Raw genomic sequence first — 17778 nt, 5'->3', positions numbered from 1 at the left:
CGCGTGACCGAGCCGGAATCGGAAAGTGACGCGACGACGACGATCCTGCCGTTGTTCCCGCTCCAGACCGTGCTGCTGCCCGGCACCCGGCTCCCGCTGCACATCTTCGAACCGCGGTACCGGCAGCTGACGGCGGACCTGGTCAGCGGCACCGTGCCGGGGCGCGAGTTCGGCGTGGTCGCCCTGCGCTCGTCACTCACCCGTGAAGTACGTGGTCTGGACCAGCTGTACGACATCGGCTGCAGCACGGTGCTGCGCGAGGCGAAACGCCTGCCGGACGGCCGGTTCGACGTCGTGACGCTGGCCCAGCGCCGCTTCCGCCTGCGGGAGCTCGACTGCACGTCGGCGCCGTACCTGATCGGCTCGGTCGAATGGGTCGACGACGAGCCGGTGGCCCCGAGCGGCGGCATGGCCGAGCGCCTCGCGGCGGTCGCCCGGACGGCCCACCAGCGCTACTGCGAAACGGCGTGGCGCAGCGACGACTGGACCGAGCCGGACGCCGACGCCGAGATCGCCGACCTGGCCTACCTGCTGGCCGCGGACTGCCTGCTGCCGCTCGAAGACCGCCAGCGGCTGCTGGAGGAACGCCACCCGCTGCGCCGCCTGCGCATCGCCTGCCGCCTGCTGACACGCGAAGCCGGCTTCCTGAACACGCTCGGCGCGGTGCCCCTGCCGCCGGGCGAGCTCACCGACCTGAGCCGCCCGGCCAGCCTGAACTGACGCGGGTCAGGACTCCTCGGACGTCCCGTTGCCGAACTTGTTCCAGACCTTGCCCGCGGCGCCGGACACCGCCTCGCCGACGTCGCTGAACACCTTCGTCAGCGGGTCGGCCGACGTGCTCCACGAGTCCTTGTACGACTTGGCGGCCGACTTCAGGTCGTCCTTCCAGTCGGACGTCGGCGCGTCGTCGTCCCGGCGCGGGTAGTCGCCGGCCAGGATCGCGCGGTACTCCGCCGACGCGGCCCACTTCTGCAGTTGCGCCGCGCGGACCACGGCGAACGGGTGCGACTCCGTCTCGACGTAACGCAGCTTCAGGAAGCTGTCGCGGATGTCGTCGACCGACTCGTACTCGGTGGCCTGCTGCAGGAACGACGGGATGTCGATGCGGGCCGGGTCGATGCCGCCGGCCACCTGGATCTGGGCGCGCAGCGCGGCCGTCGGGTCCTGGCTGCAGAGCAGGCCCGCACGGTCGCAGGACAGCTCGGCCTTGCGGTACCACTCGCGCAGCGCCGCGATGACCGCCCGGATGCCGAGCGCGCTGACCGGCGTCCACGACAGCGACATCTGCAGGCCGATCAGGCGCACCATGATCGTGCGGTACACCGTGTGCCCGGAGAGCACGTGCCCCATCTCGTGCCCGAGCACGAACCGCAGCGCGTCGTGGCTCATCAGCTCGACGAGCCCGGTGCTGACCCGGATGAACGGCTCGTCCATGCCGACGGCCGCCGCCTGGACCCGCGGGTCCTGGTAGACGAACACGTTCGGCACGGCGGGCAGGTCGAGCGTCTCGGCGCACTCGTGGCGCAGCCGTTCGAGCTCCGGGTACTGCTTCGGCCCGACGCGGATCGACGACGCGAGCGCCATCAGCCGCTCACCGCGCTCGTTGTAGAACCCCGAAACGGCCTTCACGACCTGCGCGAACCCCGGCACCGCGCGCAGCGTGGCGAGCGCGCCGCGGTCCACCGGGTGCTCGTAGGCACGCGGGCTGATGCCGGGAAAGCGGACGGCGTTGTGCCGCGAAACCTCGATGTCCTCGGTCACTGCTGGAACCCCCTGTGGTTTTCGAGGGGCCCAGCCTAGGGGCAGCGCTCGATCCAGGGGAATGCTTCAGCCGAGACGACGGCCGAGATCGTCCCGGCCGTTCCAGGTGGTCAAGAGGCTGTAGGTGACCGCGACGCCGAACGGGCCGGTGATCAGCACCCACCACGACTCCAGGCGCGGCGCCAGCTCGATCACCGAGCCGAGCGCGGGCGCGCTGGTGATCGCGTAGTGGCTGTTGGCCCAGCCGACGCCCAGCAGCATGGCCAGCACGCTCGCGAGCGCGACCCCGAGCACGGCGGCGAGGAAGACGACCGGGCCGCGGCGTTCGCGCATCAGCCACACGACGACGCCGACGACGATGCCCAGCCCGAGGGTGAGGAACCCGAAGATCGCGAGGTCGTCGAAGCGGTGCCAGCTCTCGAGCTCGAGGGCGCCCTGGGTGCCGTCGGAGCCGATGATCCGGACGCGCTCCGGCGGCGCGATCCGCGACCACAGGAAGGCGAGCGGGAAGCTCAGGATGCTGAGCGTGCCGAGCACGCTCACGGCGGGCAGCAGGTCGGCCTTGACGACGACCCGCGGCTGCCGCGGGCGCAACAGCACCGGCACGGACCACGGTCCCGGCACGGCCGACGGCCGGTGCGCGGGGCCCGACGACTCAGTCACCCGGTCTCCCTCCTGCAACACGTGCGACCGAGCGTAACCGGTCGGTGTGCGGGGGACGTCAGCCGCTGGCCGTGTCGCCGTGGCGGCTGCAGCGGGCCGTCCAGCCCATCGGGGTCACCTGGACCACCAGGCGCCGGGCGCAGTGCCCGCAGAACCTCGGCGGCTGCAGCTCCTGGCCCGGGATCCGGCAGGCCGGGTGGTCCGCGCCGCCCGGCCACTCCTGTCCACAGTGGACGCAGAACGCGAGCTCAGAGGCTGTCACTGACGGCCTTGATGGGCATCTTGAGCTCGTCCAGCATCGAAAGGTCCTCGCCGGCCGAGCGGCCGAGGCTGGTCAGGTAGTTGCCGACGATGATCGCGTTGATCCCGCCGAGCATGCCCTGGCGGGTGCCGAGGTCGCCGAACGTCAGCTCGCGGCCGCCGGAGAAGCGCATCAGCGCCTTCGGCATCGCCAGCCGGAACGCCGCGACCGTGCGCAGCGCGTCCTTGCCCTCGACGATCTCGTAGTGCTCGTACGGCGTCCCCTGCTGCGGGATGAGGAAGTTCATCGTGCACTCGTCCGGGCCCAGCTCGGCCAGCTGCGCGGCGAACTCGGCGCGCTGCTCGACCGTCTCCCCCATGCCGATGATGCCGCCGCAGCAGACCTCCATGCCCGCCTCGCGCACCATCCGCAGGGTGTCCCAGCGCTCCTCCCACGTGTGCGTGGTGACGACCTCCGCGAAGTGCGAGCGCGCCGTCTCGAGGTTGTGGTTGTAGCGGTGCACGCCCATCTCGACGAGCTCGTCGACCTGCTCCTGCGTGAGCATGCCCAGCGAGCAGGCGATCTGGATGTCGTTGCCGTCCGCGCGGATGGCCTGCACGCCCTCGCGGACCTGCGAGAGCAGCCGCTTGTCCGGGCCGCGGACGGCGGCGACGATGCAGAACTCCGTCGCGCCGGTCGCCGCGGTCTCGCGGGCGGCCTTGACCAGGTTCGGGATGTCGAGCCAGGCCGAGCGCACCGGCGTCGGGAACCGGCCCGACTGGGAGCAGAAGTGGCAGTCCTCGGGGCAGCCGCCGGTCTTCAGGCTGATGATGCCCTCGACCTCGACCTCGGGCCCGCACCAGCGCATCCGCACCTCGTGGGCCAGGGCCAGCAGGTCGGAGAGCCGGTCGTCGGGCAGCCGCAGCAGCTCGAGGATCTCGGCTTCACCCAGGCCGACGCCGTTTTCGAGGACCTGCTCGCGCGCGTAGGCGAGGACATCGGTGTCCGGGACTGCGGTCACGGGCGTCTCCTTGGTCGTGGTGGTGCGGAAAGCGTCTCTCATCGTGCACGAAGCGCAGTCGTGACGACAGCGACGCAGGTCACTTCTGGGCGGACGCCCGTCCGGTGAACAGCTCGGGGTCGAACTCGCCGCCGAACCACGGCGAGAGCCCGGCCCGCGCCGCCGCCAGGAAGTCGTCGGGCGACGCGGTGCCGAGCCCGGCGGGCAGCACGCCCAGCAGCGGCGCGCCGGCCGCCACCGGCAGGTCTTCGAGGTTGGACAGCGCCGCGAGGTCCGGCTCGGCCGGCCAGGAGCCGATGATCACCCCGGCCACGGTGAGCCCGCGCTTCGTGGCGACCTCGGCCGTCAGCGCGGTCGCGTTGAGCGTGCCCAGCCCGGCCTCGGCCACGACGATCACGAGCGAGCCGAGCGACCAGGCGACGTCCGCCAGGCTCGAGCCGGTGCCGTCGAACCGCACGAGCAGCCCGCCCGCCCCCTCGATCAGGGTGAGGTCGTGGCCGGTGTCCAGGTCGGACGCCGCCCGCGCGATCTCGCCCGGGTCGAGCGTCGGCAGGCCGCTGCGGCGGGCGGCGGCCTCCGGCGACAGCGGGTCGGGGTAGCGGCGCAGCTCGCGGGTGGTCACCTCGGGCCCGGCCAGGCGGGCGACGTCGGCGAGGTCGCCGGGCTCGTCCGGGCCGACCCCGGTCTGGGCCGGTTTCAGCACGGCCACCCGCTGCCCACCGGCCACGGCCAGCGCCGCGATCGCCGCCGTGGAGATCGTCTTGCCGACCCCGGTCCCGGTCCCCGTCATCACCAGCATCGTCACGGACCATCAACATAGTGACCCCGGCGCGAGGCGACCACGCGGGCGTCAGGTCTCGGGCACCACCACCGCCGCCCCGGCCGGCCGGAACGACCGCGCATCGCCGTCGAAAAGGTGCACCTGAGCGGCCCCGACGTCGAAGTACATCCCGGTCAGCTGCAGTTTCCCGGCCGCTTCGGCGGCCGCCACGGACGGGTACTCCCGCAGGTGCTCCAGCTGCTGCAGCACGTTGTGCAGGGCGAGCCGGTCGCCCTCGCGCTCCGGCACGGCGCCGTCGAGCATGGCGGCGCCGAGGCGGTGGGCGCTCGGTTCGGCGTGCCGGAGCCAGACCGACAGCGGCCCCGGCGGCGGGCCGTCGGCGAGCGCGGCCATCGCCCCGCAGCCGGAGTGGCCGCAGACGACGATCTCCTCGACGCCGAGCACGCCCACCGCGTACTCGATCGACGCGTTCATCGACGGGTCGGCCTGGCCCGGCGGGACCAGGTTGCCGATGTTGCGAATCGTGAACAGGTCACCCGGCCCGCTGGTGGTGATCAGGTTCGGCACGATCCGGGAGTCACCGCAGGTGATGAACAGCGTCCGCGGCCGCTGGCCGTCGGCGAGCCCGGAGAGCGTGTCCCGCAGCAGCGGCGCGGCCCGGCGGTGGAACTCGGTCGCGCCGCGGCGGGTCTGCTGGGCCGGGATGTCGACGCCTTCCACCGCCTGCCAGTCCGACCACGGCGCCAGCCAGCGCGGCACCGCGCGGCTCGCGGCGAACCGCGACCGCGTCGGGCGGCCGGCCTTGCCCTCGCCGAACCACGGGTGGCCGACCTCGTCGACGTCCACCGTGCCGCCGGCGCGCTCGTGCGCCTGCTGCCAGGTGGTGAGGCTCTCGAACGCGGCGTGGTCCAGGTAGTCGACGACCAGCTCCAGCCGCACCGGCACCCCGGCCGGGATGGCCCCGAGGACCTTGGACAGCCGTGGCACGGACAGGAACGTCAGGACGCCTTCGACGACGACGCGGTGACGGTCACCGTCGCGCTCGACGTGGATGCCGGACCAGACCGTACGGCGCAGCATCAGCGCGAGCGCCAGCCCGATCCCGGCGAGCACGCCGGTGAGCAGGTCGAACACCACGACCCCGGCGAGGGTGAGCACGTAGACGGGCAGGTCGCCGTGCCTGAGCGCGGTCTTCATGTGCCCGGGGTTGACCAGCTTCACGCCGACGTGCACCAGCAGCCCGGCCAGCGCGGCCAGCGGGATGTTCTGGATCAGCCCGGCGAGCAGCACGACGAACACCAGCACCCACACGCCGTGCAGGATCGCCGACACACGGGTCTTCGCCCCGGCGGCGACGTTGGTGGAGCTGCGGACGATGACGCCGGTGACGGGCAGCCCGCCCAGTGCCCCGGACACCATGTTGGCCGCGCCCTGGCCGACCAGCTCGCGGTCGAGGTTGGCGCGCGGGCCGGTGTGCATGCGGTCGACGGCGACCGCCGAGAGCAGGCTCTCGACGCTGGCGATCAGGGCGATGGACACGACGGCGACCGTGACCGCGCCCCAGCCGCCGTCGGGCAGCTGCGGGACGAGGTGGACGTTCAGCAGGTCACCGGGCAGTTCGACGCGCGGCAGCGTCATCCCGAAGGCGACCGACGCCACGGTGGCGAGCGCGATCGCGGCCAGCGGGCCGGGCACCTTCTGCACGGCCTTCGGCAGCCGCGGCCAGACCAGCAGGATCGCGATGGTGAGCAGGCCGATCATGGTGGCGGAGTCGTGGTGGGCGACGATCTGGCCGGGCAGCTCGGCGATGTTCTCGATGGCCGAGCTCTGGGCCTTGCCGCCGAGGATGACGTGCAGCTGGCCCAGCACGATCGTGACGCCGATGCCGGCCAGCATGCCGTGCACGATCGCCGGCGAGATGGCCAGCGCGGCGCGGGCGATGCGGCTCAGCCCGAGCAGGATCTGGAGGGCACCGGCGGCGACGGTGATCAGGCACGTGACGGCCCAGCCGAAGGTGCTGATGGTTTCGGCCATGATCACGGTCAGGCCGGCGGCGGGCCCGCTCACCTGGAGCGCGGAGCCGCCGAGCGCACCGGCGACGATCCCGCCGACGACGGCGGCGATCAGGCCGGCGGCGACCGGCGCGCCCGAGGCGAGCGCGATGCCGAGCGAAAGCGGTACGGCGACGAGGAAAACGACCAGGGAGGCCGGCAGGTCGTGGCGGAGCACGGCGAGGGGTCTCATGATCACCATGCAACCGGAGATCGTGTGAAATGTCCGCTATGCGCCACCCGATCGAGTGAACAACTGGCCATATTTTGCCCAAACGACACAAATCGGACGCCCGGTTAACCCCCCGTTCACGCCACTCCCCCTGCCCCCCAAAGGTTCCGAGCGCCCCAATGTGGCGTTGGGTGCATCCAACGCACCCAATGTGGCGTTCGGTGCGTCCAGCGCACCCAACGCCACATTGGGGCGCTTCGGGTCAGGACGTGAGCGAGCCCGCCGGGACGAAGCCGCGGGCCGCGTCGTCCAAAAGGGACACCTGGGCGGCTCCGACGTCGAAGTACATCCCGGTCAGCCGGAGCCCGCCGCGGTCCAGGGCCGCGGCCACCACCGGGTAGCCGCGCAGGGTCTCCAGCTGCTGCACGACGTTCTGCAGCGCGAGCTGGTCGGCCTCGGCGGCGGGACGCCGGCCGCCGAGCAGCAGCGGTGCCTCCCGGGCCCGGCGCTGCAGCGTCGGCTCGCCGTGGCGCAGCCAGGCACCGAGCTGGTGCAGGCCGGGGGGCGCCTGGCCGAGCAGCGCCTTCATCGCGCCGCAGCCGGAGTGCCCGCAGACCACGATCTCCGCGACCCCGAGCACCCCGACGGCGTACTCGATCGCCGCGCCGACCGACGAGTCGGCGCCGCCGTCCGCCGGCGGGACCAGGTTGCCGATGTTGCGGACCGTGAACAGGTCGCCCGGCCCGCTGGTGGTGATGAGGTTCGGCACGATCCGCGCGTCGCCGCAGGTGATGAACAGGGTGTGCGGCTCCTGGCCGTCCGCGAGGCCGGTCCAGGTGTCGCGCAACAGCGGCGCGGTGCGGCGCTGGAACTCCGACGCGCCACGGCACAGCAGCGAGCTCGCGGTGCGCTGCGCGGGCAGCGCGACGTGCTCGGCCTGCCACTCCGACCACGGCGCCAGCCAGCGCGGCACCACCCGGGCGGCGAGGCCACGGCGCACGGTCGGCGTGCCCGCGCTGCCGCGTTCGAACCACGGGTGGCCGATCTCGTCGACCGTCACCGGCCCGGCGTGCGCCTGCTGCCAGCCGCGCAGGCAGTCGAACGCGGCGTGGTCGAGGTAGTCGACGAGCAGCTCCAGCGTGACTTCGGCGTGCGCGGGCACCTCGGCGAGCACCCGGGTCAGCCGGGGCACGGACAGGAACGTCAGCGCACCTTCGATGACGACGCGGTGGGTGTCACCGTGCCGCTCGACGTGGATGCCGGAGAAGATCATCCGCCGCAGCATCAGCGCGAGCGCCAGCAGTATCCCGGCCGCGACGCCGGTGAGGAGGTTGACCGCGACCGCGCCGGCCAGCGTGACGACGTACACCGGCAGGTCGCCGTGCCGGTGGACGTCCTTGAGCGCGGCCGGGTTGACCAGCTTCGTCCCGACGTAGACCAGCAGCCCGGCGAGCGCGGCCAGCGGGATCAGCCGCAGCGTCCCGGTGAGCAGCAGGCACGCGGCGAGGATCCAGGCGCAGTGCAGGATCGCCGACATCCGGGTGCGCGCGCCGGCTTCGTAGTTGGTCATGCTGCGCACGACGACGCCGGTGACCGGGAACCCGCCGAGCGCGCCGGCGGCGACGTTCGCCATGCCCTGCCCGACCAGCTCGCGGTCGAGGTCGGTGCGCGGCCCGCCGCGGCGCTTGTCGACCGACACCGCCGACAGCAGGCTCTCGAGGCCGGCGATCAGCGCGATGGTGACGGCGGCGAGGGCGAACCCGCCCCAGCCGCCGTCGGGCAGCCGCGGCACGACGTGCAGCGACGGCAGCCCGGCGGGCAGGTCCACGCGCGGCAGGACCATGCCGGTCGCGACGGACAGGCCGGTCGCCAGCGCGATCGCGGCCAGCGGCGCGGGCACGCGGCGGACGGGCTTCGGCAGCCGCGGCCACGCGAGCAGCACGGCGAGGGTGACGACCCCGATCAGCACGGCCTGGTCGTGGTGCGCGGCGATCCGGGCCGGCAACGCGACGACGTTGGCGAGCGCCGAGCCCTGGGCGGTGCCGCCCAAGACCACGTGCAGCTGGCCCAGGACGATGGTGACGCCGATGCCGGCCAGCAGGCCGTGCACGATGGCCGGCGACACCGCGAGCGCGGCGCGGGCGGTGCGGGTCAGGCCGAAGAGGATCTGGAGCAGGCCGGCGGCGACGGTGATCGCGCAGGTGACGGGCCAGCCGTGGGTGGCGATCGTGTCGGCCAGCACCACGGTGAGGGCGGCGGACGGGCCGCTGACCTGCAGCGGCGATCCACCGAAGACGCTCGCGACCAGGCCGCCGACGACGGCGGAGACGAGTCCCGCGAGCACGGGGGCCCCGGCGGCGAGCGCGATGCCGAGGGAAAGCGGTACGGCGACGAGGAAAACGACTATCGAAGCGGGCAGGTCGTGCTTGAGGTTCTCCAGGAACGGCGTGCGGGACGGGGGTCCGGTGTCGTGCTCTCCACGAACGATCTCGATCATGGGGGCAGGATCGCCGATACCGCGCGAAAAGTCCGCTATGCAAGCATTTCTCGCGTTTACCTGGGTACGGGATCAGCTCCGTGCAGCCGCCCTTTCACACTGGCCGACTCCGCCGTTCGCGTGGTGTGGATCCTGGGTTTGCACGCTCAGCGACGATGAGGCCCCTTCGGGTCTCGTTGTGCGCGCGGTCACACCCGATGTGCTGAAATCCAACGTTTACACGGCCCCGGCGTCTCCTGCGGGTGATCACGCCTTCTCCGCCACCGCCAGCATGGCGGCGGTGATCACACCCAGATCGGCGTCACTCGTGACGTACGGCGGCATCGCGTAGACCAGGTCCCGGAACGGCCGCAGCCACGCGCCCTGCGCCGTCACGACGTCGGTCGCCACGGCCATGTCCACCGGGTGGTCGAGCTGCAGCACGCCGATCCCGCCGAGCACCCGCACGTCGACCACCGACGGCAGGTCGCGGGCCGGGGCGAGGCCGTCGAGCAGGCCATTCTCGACGCGGGTGACGTCCCGCTGCCAGGCCCCGTCCGCCAGCAGCCCGAGGGACGCGTTCGCGACCGCCGAGGCGAGCGGGTTGCCCATGAACGTCGGGCCGTGCGCGAGCACCGGCAGCGCGCCGCGCGAGATGCCGTCGGCGACCTCGGGCGTGCACAGCGCCGCGGCCATGCTCAGGTAACCGCCGGTCAGCGCCTTGCCCAGGCACAGCACGTCCGGCGTCACGCCCGCGTGCTCGGCGGCGAACAGCGCGCCGGTGCGGCCGAACCCGGTGGCGATCTCGTCGAAGATCAGCAGCACGCCGTGCGCCTCGGTCAGCCCCCGCAGCGCGCGCAGGTAGGCGGGGTGGTGGAAGCGCATCCCGCCGGCGCCCTGCACCACCGGCTCGACGATCACCGCGGCCAGTTCCCCGGCGTGCCGCGCGATCTCCTCGCCCAGCATGTCCACATAGGACTGATCGGGCGGGGTGTCGAAGCCGGACGGCGGCGCGGGTACGAAGACCTGCTCCGGCAGCACCCCGCGCCACAGCGAGTGCATGCCGCCGTCGGGGTCGCAGACGCTCATCGGCGTGAACGTGTCACCGTGGTAACCGCCGCGCCAGGTGAGCAGCCGGCGCTTCTCCGGCAACCCGCGGGAACGCTGGTACTGCAGGCACATCTTCGCCGCGACCTCGACCGACACCGAGCCGGAGTCGCAGAGGAAGACGTGCTCCAGCCCGTCCGGGGTCAGGTCGACCAGCGTCTTCGCCAGGGTGATCGCGGGTTCGTGCGTCAGGCCGCCGAACATCACGTGGCTCATCCGCCCGGCCTGCCCGGCGAGCGCGGCGTCGAGCACCGGGTGCCGGTAGCCGTGGATCGCCGACCACCACGACGACATCCCGTCGACCAGCTCCCGGCCGTCGGCGAGCTTCAGCCGCACCCCGCTCGCCTCGGACACCAGCAGCGAAGGCACCTTCGCCGGCATCGGCGCGTACGGGTGCCACACGTGCTGGGCGTCCAGGGCGAGGAGGTCGGCGGAGTCCATCCGCCGATTAAATCAGCGCAGCCGGACCGGCAGGGACTCCAGGCCGTGGATCAGGGAGCTGGGCCGGTAGACCAGCTCGTCCGGCTTCGCGTCCAGGGTGATGTCCGGGAACCGCGCGAGCAGGCCGCCCAGGGCGATCTCGGCCTCCAGGCGGGCCAGCGGTGCGCCGACGCAGTAGTGGATGCCGTGCCCGAAGGCCAGGTGGCCGCCCGCGGCGCGGGTGATGTCGAGCTTGTCCGGCTCGGCGTAGCGCGCCTCGTCGCGGTTGGCGCCCAGCAGCGAGATCAGCACGAACTCGCCCTCCGGGATCGTCACCCCGCCCGCCTCGACCGGCTCCACGGTGAACCGCAGCGTGGCCAGGTGGATCGGCCCGTCGAAGCGGAGGAACTCCTCCACGGCGTTCGGCAGCAGCGACGGGTCGTCGCGCAGCAGGGCGAGCTGTTCCGGCCGGCGAAGCAGCGCCAGCACGCTGTTGGCGATCAGGTTGACCGTGGTCTCGTGCCCGGCGACCAGCAGCAGGAAGGCCATCGACAGCAGCTCGGGCTCGGACAGCGAATCGCCGTCGTCGCTCGCGTGCACCAGGTCCGACAGCAGGTCCTCGGCCGGCTCGGCGCGCTTCTGCGCGATCTGAGCGGTCAGGTAGCCGAACATGTTCTGGGCCGCGGCCTGCGCGTCCTCCGGTTCCGACGCGCTCAGCAGCGTCTTCGACCAGTCCGCGAACTCCGTGCGGTCCTCGGCCGCGACGCCGAGCAGCTCGCAGATCACCGTGATCGGCAGCGGCGCGGCGAAGGACGGCAGCAGGTCGGCCCGCTCCCGCCCGGCCAGCGCGTCGAGCAGCTCGGCGGTGATCTCCTCGATCCGCGGCCGCAGCCGCGCCACCGTCCGGCCGGTGAAGGCCTTGTTGACGAGCTTGCGCAGCCGCGAGTGGTCCGGCGGGTCCATGTTGAGCATGTGGCGGCCCAGCGAGTCCTCGAAGCCGCCCTGGGTGGTCGCCCCCGACGGCAGCTTGGACTCGAACAGCGCGTGCGCGCGCTGGCTGTCCTTCCGCAGCCGGGAGTCGGCCAGCAGCGCCCGGGCCTGCGCGAAGTCCGTCACGATGTAACAGCCCAGGCCACGCGGCATCCGGACCCGGCGCACCGGCCCGCCCCCGCGCAGCAGCTCGGCGAACAGGTGCGCGTCCTGCGCGAAGTCCTCGGCCACTTCCACCGTCGTCATGCTTCCCCCTGGAAGTCGACCGCGTCAGCGTTCGGCGAGTGCCGCCACCACGCGATCGGTCACGTCCTGCCAGTATGCCCGCTGTTCCTCGCGCTCTTCCGCGCCCGAAAGCCACTCCTGGTGGAACCGCAGCGTGGTCTTGGCCCCCGAGCCGCTGAGGCGCACCTGGACCGTGGAGTCGTGGTCCCAGTCCTGCGGCCGCCAGGTGAGCCGGACGCGGTCGCCGGCCACGAAACTGCGGATCTCGCCGACCGTGCCGTTTTCGGTTTCGTACTCCGCGCCCGCTTCCCGCGGCAGCTCGACGCCGGGGCCCAGCCAGATGGCGACGCCCTCCCGGCTGACCAGGAAGTCCCAGACCTCCGCACCGGAGTGCGGCAGGGTGCGGGAAACCCCTATGTTCCAACCGACTTCGGCGGTCTTGCCCGTCGGAGAGTTGACTGAAGAAGTCATGCCCGCATCATCCCATCGGGGTACGACGAAAACCGTCCCCGGTCCGGGTGGAGGATCTCTTCCCGTGCGCTACCGCCCGATTTCCCCCGCCGTCCTGGCCGAAGAACTGACCGAGCGCATCGGCGCGCTCACCGAGCGCCCCCGGATCGCGGTCGCGATCGACGGCGCGGCGGGTGCGACGGAAACCACAGAACTCGCGGACGCCCTGGTCGAGCCCCTGCGCCTGCGCGGCCGCGCGGCCCTGCGCGTGTCCGCGCGCGACTTCCTTCGCCCGGCGTCGCTGCGCTTCGAACACGGCCGCACGAACCCCGACGCCCGCTACACCGACTGGCTCGACCTCGGCGCTCTCCGCCGCGAGGTGCTCGATCCCCTGGCCGGCCGCGGTTCCGGCGAGATCCTGCCCTCGTTGTGGGACGCCGAACGCGACCGCGCGACCCGCGCCGCCCGCGTGGCGGTGCCCAAGGGCGGTGTCGTCATCGTCGACGGCGAGCTGCTGCTGGGTGCGGGTCTGGCCTTCGACCTGGCCGTGCACCTGTGGCTCTCCCCCGCCGCGCTGCGCCGCCGGGTGCCGGACGCCTGGGCGGTCCCGGCTTACGAACGCTACGAGGAGGAAGCCGACCCGAGTGCGCTGGCCGACGTCGTGGTGCGCGTCGACGACCCGCGGCACCCGGCGCTCTACACGCCCTGACGGCTCGGTCTCAGCGGACGGCGGCCACCGGCTCGCCGTCCAGCAAACCGGACAGCCGGTCCGCCATCACGTCCCAGCGCCAGTTCTCCGTCACCCACGCGCGCCCCGCCTCACCCATCCGGCGGGCCCGCACCGGGTCCGCGAGCAGGCTGGCGACGGTCTCGCCGAGCTGGCCGACGTCCCGGCCGTCGACGACGTGCCCGGTCACCTCGTCCAGCACGGCTTCGGGCGCGCCGCCGGAGTTGCCCGCGACCACCGGCAGGCCGGTCGCGGAGGCCTCCAGGTAGACGATGCCGAGGCCTTCGACGTCGAGGCCCCGGCCGCGGGTGCGGGCGGGCATCGCGAAGACGTCGCCGGCCGTGTAGTGCGCGGGTAGCTCGGCCCACGGCACCGAGCCGGTGATGACGACGTCGCGCTCGACGCCGTACTCGGTGACCAGCTCGGTCAGCCGCTTGCGGTACGGGCCGCCGCCGACGATCAGCAGCGCGGCGCCGGGCACCCGTTCCTTCAGCTTCGGCATCGCGCGGATCAGCTGGTCCTGGCCCTTGCGCGGGACCAGCCGCGACACGCACACCACGGTCGGCCGGTCGCCGAGGCCGTGCCGGGCGCGGATCTCCTCGCGCGCGCCGGGGTCCGGCCGGAACAGCTCGGTGTCCACACCGGACGGCAGCAGCTCCAGCCCGGCCATCGCGCCGAACGCGGCGGCGAACCGGCCGCGGGTGTAGCGGCTGACGTAGGTGACGACGTCCACGGTGTCGCCGATGCGCCGCAGCGCCTGGCGCGAGCCCGGGAGCATGGACCAGCCGACCTCGTGGCCGTGCGTGGACGCGACGATGCGGCGTGCTCCGGCCTGGCGCAGCGGGTGCCCCAGCAGCGCCAGCGGCGCGGCGGCCCCGAACCAGACGGCTTCGCAGTCCCGTGCGCGCATGATCTGCTTCGCCCGGCGAAGCACGTCCGGCGTCGACAGCATCAGCGACGTCGGGTGCCGGACGACCTCGAACGGCGCCTCGGCGTCGAACTCCTCGTGCGATCCCGTCCGCGACTCCCACGACGGCGCGTAGACGACCAGGTCGTCCGCCGGCAGCCGGGTGGCGAGGGAGTTCAGGTAGTTCTGGATCCCCCCGGGCCGCGGCGGGAAGTCGTTGGTCACGAGCAGGGTCTTGAGCACGCCCCAGAGGCTAGCGGCCGCCACCTCTGTTCGTTCGGGGGTCCGGGTGGCGAAGCCCCCGGCCCGAGGCGGAGCCTCGGATGACACGGCGAAGGGGCGGCACCGCGTGTGCGGTACCGCCCCTTCACGTGCTCTCAACGGGTCACGACGTCGGGCGTCGCGCTCCCGCGTACTGGCTCTGCAGCGGCGAAATCTTCACGACGTCACCGGTGTCGGGCGCGTGCACCATCTTGCCGTTGCCGACGTACATGCCGACGTGCGAAACGGGCGAGTAGTAGAACACGAGGTCGCCCGGCTGGAGCTGGTCCCGCGGCACCGCGGCGCCGAAGGTGGACTGCTCCCGGCTGGACCGGGGCAGGGTGATGCCGGCCTGCTTGTACGCCCAGAGCATCAGGCCCGAGCAGTCGAACGTGCTCGGCCCGGTGGCACCCCAGACGTAGGCGCTGCCCAGCTTGCTCAGGGCCGCGTCCAGTGCGGTCTGGGCGTCCGCGGTCGGGGCCTTGAGCCCCGGAGGCGCGGAGCCCGTGTCGCGCTGCGCGGCCTTGTCGAGCGCGCTCAGGCTCTTGTTGGCCGCCTTGAGCTGGTCGATCTGGTCGTTCAGCGACTTCTGCTTGGCCTGGATGTCCGAGGTCAGCTTCGCCGCCGCGTCACGGGCGTCGGTCGCCCGCTTCGCCGCGTCGCTCGCCTTGGTCTCGGCGTCCGTGGCCTGCCGGACGGCGCCGGTGAGGTTGCCCATCGCGCCGTTCTTCTCGGTCGCGATGACCTCGAGCGCCGAGGAGCGGTCCAGGAAGTCCTGCGTGGACGTCCCGGCCAGCAGCGCCGACAGCTTGTTCAGCTGGACGCCGCTGGTGAACGACGCGCCGGCGAACTTGTCGACCTCGGTCTGGTACTTCTTCTGGTTGGCGCTCGCCACCGCGGCCTGGTCCTTCGCCGCGTTGACGTCGGTGGTGGCCTTGTCGAGGTCACCCTGCTTGGCCTTCAGGTCGTCCTGGGCCTTGAGCAGGTCCTCGTTGAGTTTCTCGGCCTGGGCCGCGAGATCGCGGTACTGCGCGAGCGCGTCCGAACCGGTGGGCGGGGCTTGGAGAACGGGGATGGGGGCGGCGGTGGCCGACGGCTGGGCCAGGGTGACGAGGGTGATCACCGAAGCCGCGGCGAGGGCACCTGACACCACGCGCCTGACTGGATGCGACTGCACGGTCGCGCGGGTCTCCTTTGCGTCTCGGCCGCCGAGGGGGACCGGGGCACGAAGAGGTCGGGGGTTCCTCTTCGCCGCTCGTCCCGCCGATCGCTCGTGTTCTCCCGCAACAGGTTTCCCGCAACAGGTGAAGCGCGCGATGGTGGTTCCGGCTCCCAGCTTCCCGACAAAGCTGCGTCCGGCGGCAATCTCGCGTCGCCGCCTACATCGACGGCCAGGGGCCACGAGATCTCGGACAGGTTACGAAAAGACCGCCACCACGTCCACCACCCCCGGCGCAAAAACTCTGCGTGACGCCGTTAAACACCATCGGACCAGCAGGGGAGAAAACATGTGATGGGCGTTACACGCTGGGGATATTCCCTTCGCCTTTTCGACTACCGACCGTTCACCTGATCCGATCGACCACTCGGCGCGCCGACACGAAACGGCCGTCTCAGGCGGTGCGCAAAGCCGGTCCCTCCACCAGACGGAGCCGGGGCACCATCCCCGCCTCGGCCAGCGCGTCCACGGCGCGGCGCTCGTCGGCGTCCCACACGACGGCGGGCGGCGCGCCGAGCAGGACGGTCACCACGCAGTCGTGACAGGAGATGCCGCGCACGACGCAGCGGTCGCAATCCACCACGACGTTCTCGATGTCGGATACGGAAATGTGCGAGACGTCCACTTCGGACAACTCGGGGGTGCCGGTCATGTGGTCCTCCTCACGTCGGAACAGCTGCCCCGCACGTTAGGCGGCACCACCGACAGTTTCCGGCGCCCAGATCGCCCCCAGCGCCCCCGATTCACCCGATCGGGTCCCCGGGGGCACGGAGACCTCAGACGCGGCTGAGACGCGACACGAGCACCACGGACGGCGCCACAACCGCCTTCGAGCAGAGTGGACACCCGGCAACCTGCCTGCTCGCAGCCGGATCCGAGCGTCCACCGCCCCGGAGGGCGGCCCAAGGCTGGTTCAGACGCGGCTGAGGCGCGTCACCAGCACCGCGGACGGCGTCGGGTGCGCCCCACCGCCACGCACCGAATCCGCCACCGCGCGATCCGAGGTCGCGACCACCATGGGCCGGCCCGCGGGCTCGGCCGCGACCAGGTTGCGGATCACGTCGTCGGCCAGCACGCCGCGGTCGGAGAATAGCACCCGGACCCCGCGCGGCACCGAGGCCGGGACCGACAGCACGCCGGCGCCGTCGAAGACCACCGTGACCTCGGCCGACGTCCGCGCGGCCAGCGCGGACAGCTGGTGGATCAGGCGGTCGCGCTGGTCGGCCAGGGCGAGCTCGGGGTAGCCGGTCTTGGTGACGTTGTACCCGTCGACGATCAGGTGCACGTTGGGCAGCGCGAGGTAGCGGTCCAAGGTGGACACGTCGGCGATCTTGCCGCCCTGGCCGAGGCCCGAGCTGGCGCCGCGGACCATGTCCGCCGGCCGGGCGCCGCGGGCGCCCAGGGCCAGTTCGCGGCGCAGGCCGGTGACCGCGCCGTCGATCGTGTCGACGAGCAGGGCCAGCCGCACCTCGTCGGCTTCCCGGGCCTCGCGCGCGGACTGGCGGGCGATCTCGGCGTCGGCGACCGCGCGTTCGGCGCGCTTGTGCTCGTTCGCGACGCGCTGGCGTTCGCGCGCGAGCTGGGCGTTGAGGGCGGCGATCTCCTCGGCACGCGCGGAGGAACCGCGTTCGGCCTCCGCGGACGCCACTTCGGCCGCGTCCTTGGCCTGGCGGAGCTGCACACCCTGCTCGCGCAGCCGTTTCAGAAGCTTCTCGACTTCGCCTTCACGCTCGCCACGAACACTCGCGGCGGACGCCCTCGCCTCGGCGAGCTCGGCGCGAACCTGGATCAGCTCGGCCTCGAACCGCTGGCTGCGGGCGAGCGCCGCGTCCCGTTCCGCGCGCAGCGAGTTCTCCTCGGCGTTCTTCGCGACCAGCCGGACGCGCCCGGCGGCACCGGACTCGCCGAGCAGCACGGCGGCCGCCGCCGCGGCGACCGACTCGGCGGCGTTGGGGTCGAGGGCGTCCGTGCGGTGCTCGCGCAGCCACTCGATGACGGCCGTGCGGAACTGGGACGACTCGCCCAGCGCCGCCAGCAGCGCGGCCCCGCCCAGCTTGGCGCGCTTGGCCGGCGCGAACTTGGCGACGGGCCGCAGCTGGCGGGGCACGTCGGTGTTCGGCAGCTTGGCGACGGCGGCCGCGGCCAGCTCGGCGATCCGGTCGCGGACCGGCTCCGGCAGGGCTGGCCAGGAGGCGGGTTCGGGCCGCTCGCCGGGGTCGCCCGCCTGCTCCGGGCGCGGCGCGACACCCGAGGGACCGGCGTGGTCCCCGGGCGGCTCCGGCACGAGCGGCTGCGGGTGCATTGGT

General features: G+C 72.6%; 16 protein-coding genes. 2 read left to right on the top strand and 14 right to left on the bottom strand.

Annotation, left to right across the window (positions count from 1 at the left end; all coding sequences use genetic code 11):
- The first annotated feature begins 3 nt into the window (after positions 1-3).
- Positions 4-720, top strand: coding sequence for an LON peptidase substrate-binding domain-containing protein (locus VA596_RS34390; RefSeq protein ID WP_323332618.1), 717 nt, complete (start codon positions 4-6; stop codon positions 718-720).
- A 6-nt stretch (positions 721-726) separates the two neighbouring features.
- Here the strand turns inward: VA596_RS34390 and VA596_RS34385 are convergent, their stop codons facing one another.
- The 10 genes from VA596_RS34385 to VA596_RS34340 all read right to left on the bottom strand — a co-directional run bounded on the left by VA596_RS34385 (position 727) and on the right by VA596_RS34340 (position 12379).
- Positions 727-1761, bottom strand: coding sequence for a M48 family metallopeptidase (locus VA596_RS34385; RefSeq protein WP_323332617.1), 1035 nt, complete (start codon positions 1759-1761; stop codon positions 727-729).
- A gap of 66 nt (positions 1762-1827) precedes the next feature.
- Complete coding sequence (locus tag VA596_RS34380; protein WP_323332615.1) at positions 1828-2424, bottom strand: DUF2567 domain-containing protein; 597 nt, start codon at positions 2422-2424, stop codon at positions 1828-1830.
- Positions 2425-2482: 58 nt separating this feature from the next.
- Positions 2483-2686, bottom strand: coding sequence for a biotin synthase auxiliary protein BsaP (bsaP, locus tag VA596_RS34375; protein WP_323332614.1), 204 nt, complete (start codon positions 2684-2686; stop codon positions 2483-2485).
- Positions 2673-3686: a biotin synthase BioB gene (gene bioB, locus VA596_RS34370; RefSeq protein ID WP_410171949.1), complete on the bottom strand. Its 1014-nt coding sequence runs from the start codon at positions 3684-3686 to the stop codon at positions 2673-2675. The genes bsaP and bioB overlap by 14 nt, the downstream gene beginning before the upstream one ends.
- Positions 3687-3765: 79 nt before the next feature.
- Entirely contained in the window at positions 3766-4491 is a 726-nt protein-coding gene (bioD, locus tag VA596_RS34365) for a dethiobiotin synthase (protein ID WP_323332609.1), read from the bottom strand.
- 45 nt (positions 4492-4536) lie between these two features.
- Positions 4537-6720 (bottom strand): bifunctional SulP family inorganic anion transporter/carbonic anhydrase, encoded by a 2184-nt coding sequence (locus VA596_RS34360; RefSeq protein WP_323332608.1) that lies wholly within the window; start codon positions 6718-6720, stop codon positions 4537-4539.
- A gap of 232 nt (positions 6721-6952) precedes the next feature.
- Entirely contained in the window at positions 6953-9187 is a 2235-nt protein-coding gene (locus VA596_RS34355; protein ID WP_323332606.1) for a bifunctional SulP family inorganic anion transporter/carbonic anhydrase, read from the bottom strand.
- A gap of 246 nt (positions 9188-9433) precedes the next feature.
- Positions 9434-10714 carry an adenosylmethionine--8-amino-7-oxononanoate transaminase gene (locus VA596_RS34350; protein ID WP_323332605.1) on the bottom strand — a complete coding sequence of 427 codons (1281 nt, stop codon included), beginning with the start codon at positions 10712-10714 and terminating at the stop codon, positions 9434-9436.
- Between the two features lie 12 nt (positions 10715-10726).
- Positions 10727-11929 (bottom strand): cytochrome P450 family protein, encoded by a 1203-nt coding sequence (locus VA596_RS34345; protein WP_323332604.1) that lies wholly within the window; start codon positions 11927-11929, stop codon positions 10727-10729.
- A gap of 24 nt (positions 11930-11953) precedes the next feature.
- Entirely contained in the window at positions 11954-12379 is a 426-nt protein-coding gene (locus tag VA596_RS34340) for an SRPBCC family protein (RefSeq protein ID WP_323332602.1), read from the bottom strand.
- A 64-nt stretch (positions 12380-12443) separates the two neighbouring features.
- Here VA596_RS34340 and VA596_RS34335 point away from each other — a divergent pair, with 64 nt between their 5' ends.
- Entirely contained in the window at positions 12444-13067 is a 624-nt protein-coding gene (locus VA596_RS34335; RefSeq protein WP_323332600.1) for a nucleoside/nucleotide kinase family protein, read from the top strand.
- A gap of 10 nt (positions 13068-13077) precedes the next feature.
- On the opposite strand, the gene VA596_RS34330 is transcribed toward VA596_RS34335, so the two are convergent.
- The 4 genes from VA596_RS34330 to VA596_RS34315 all read right to left on the bottom strand — a co-directional run bounded on the left by VA596_RS34330 (position 13078) and on the right by VA596_RS34315 (position 17774).
- Positions 13078-14235, bottom strand: a complete 1158-nt coding sequence (locus VA596_RS34330; RefSeq protein WP_323332598.1) for a glycosyltransferase family 4 protein — start codon at positions 14233-14235, stop codon at positions 13078-13080.
- A gap of 142 nt (positions 14236-14377) precedes the next feature.
- Positions 14378-15430, bottom strand: a complete 1053-nt coding sequence (locus tag VA596_RS34325) for a C40 family peptidase (RefSeq protein WP_323332596.1) — start codon at positions 15428-15430, stop codon at positions 14378-14380.
- Positions 15431-15866: 436 nt separating this feature from the next.
- A complete protein-coding gene (locus tag VA596_RS34320; protein ID WP_323332594.1) occupies positions 15867-16124 on the bottom strand; it encodes a hypothetical protein in 258 nt (85 codons plus the stop codon).
- A 261-nt stretch (positions 16125-16385) separates the two neighbouring features.
- On the bottom strand, positions 16386-17774 hold the full coding sequence (locus tag VA596_RS34315; protein ID WP_323332592.1) for an NYN domain-containing protein: 1389 nt from the start codon (positions 17772-17774) through the stop codon (positions 16386-16388).
- Positions 17775-17778: the final 4 nt, after the last annotated feature.

This window comes from Amycolatopsis heterodermiae (assembly GCF_034929455.1).
GTDB lineage: Bacteria > Actinomycetota > Actinomycetes > Mycobacteriales > Pseudonocardiaceae > Amycolatopsis > Amycolatopsis heterodermiae.
This window is presented reverse-complemented; position numbering and strand designations above follow the sequence as displayed.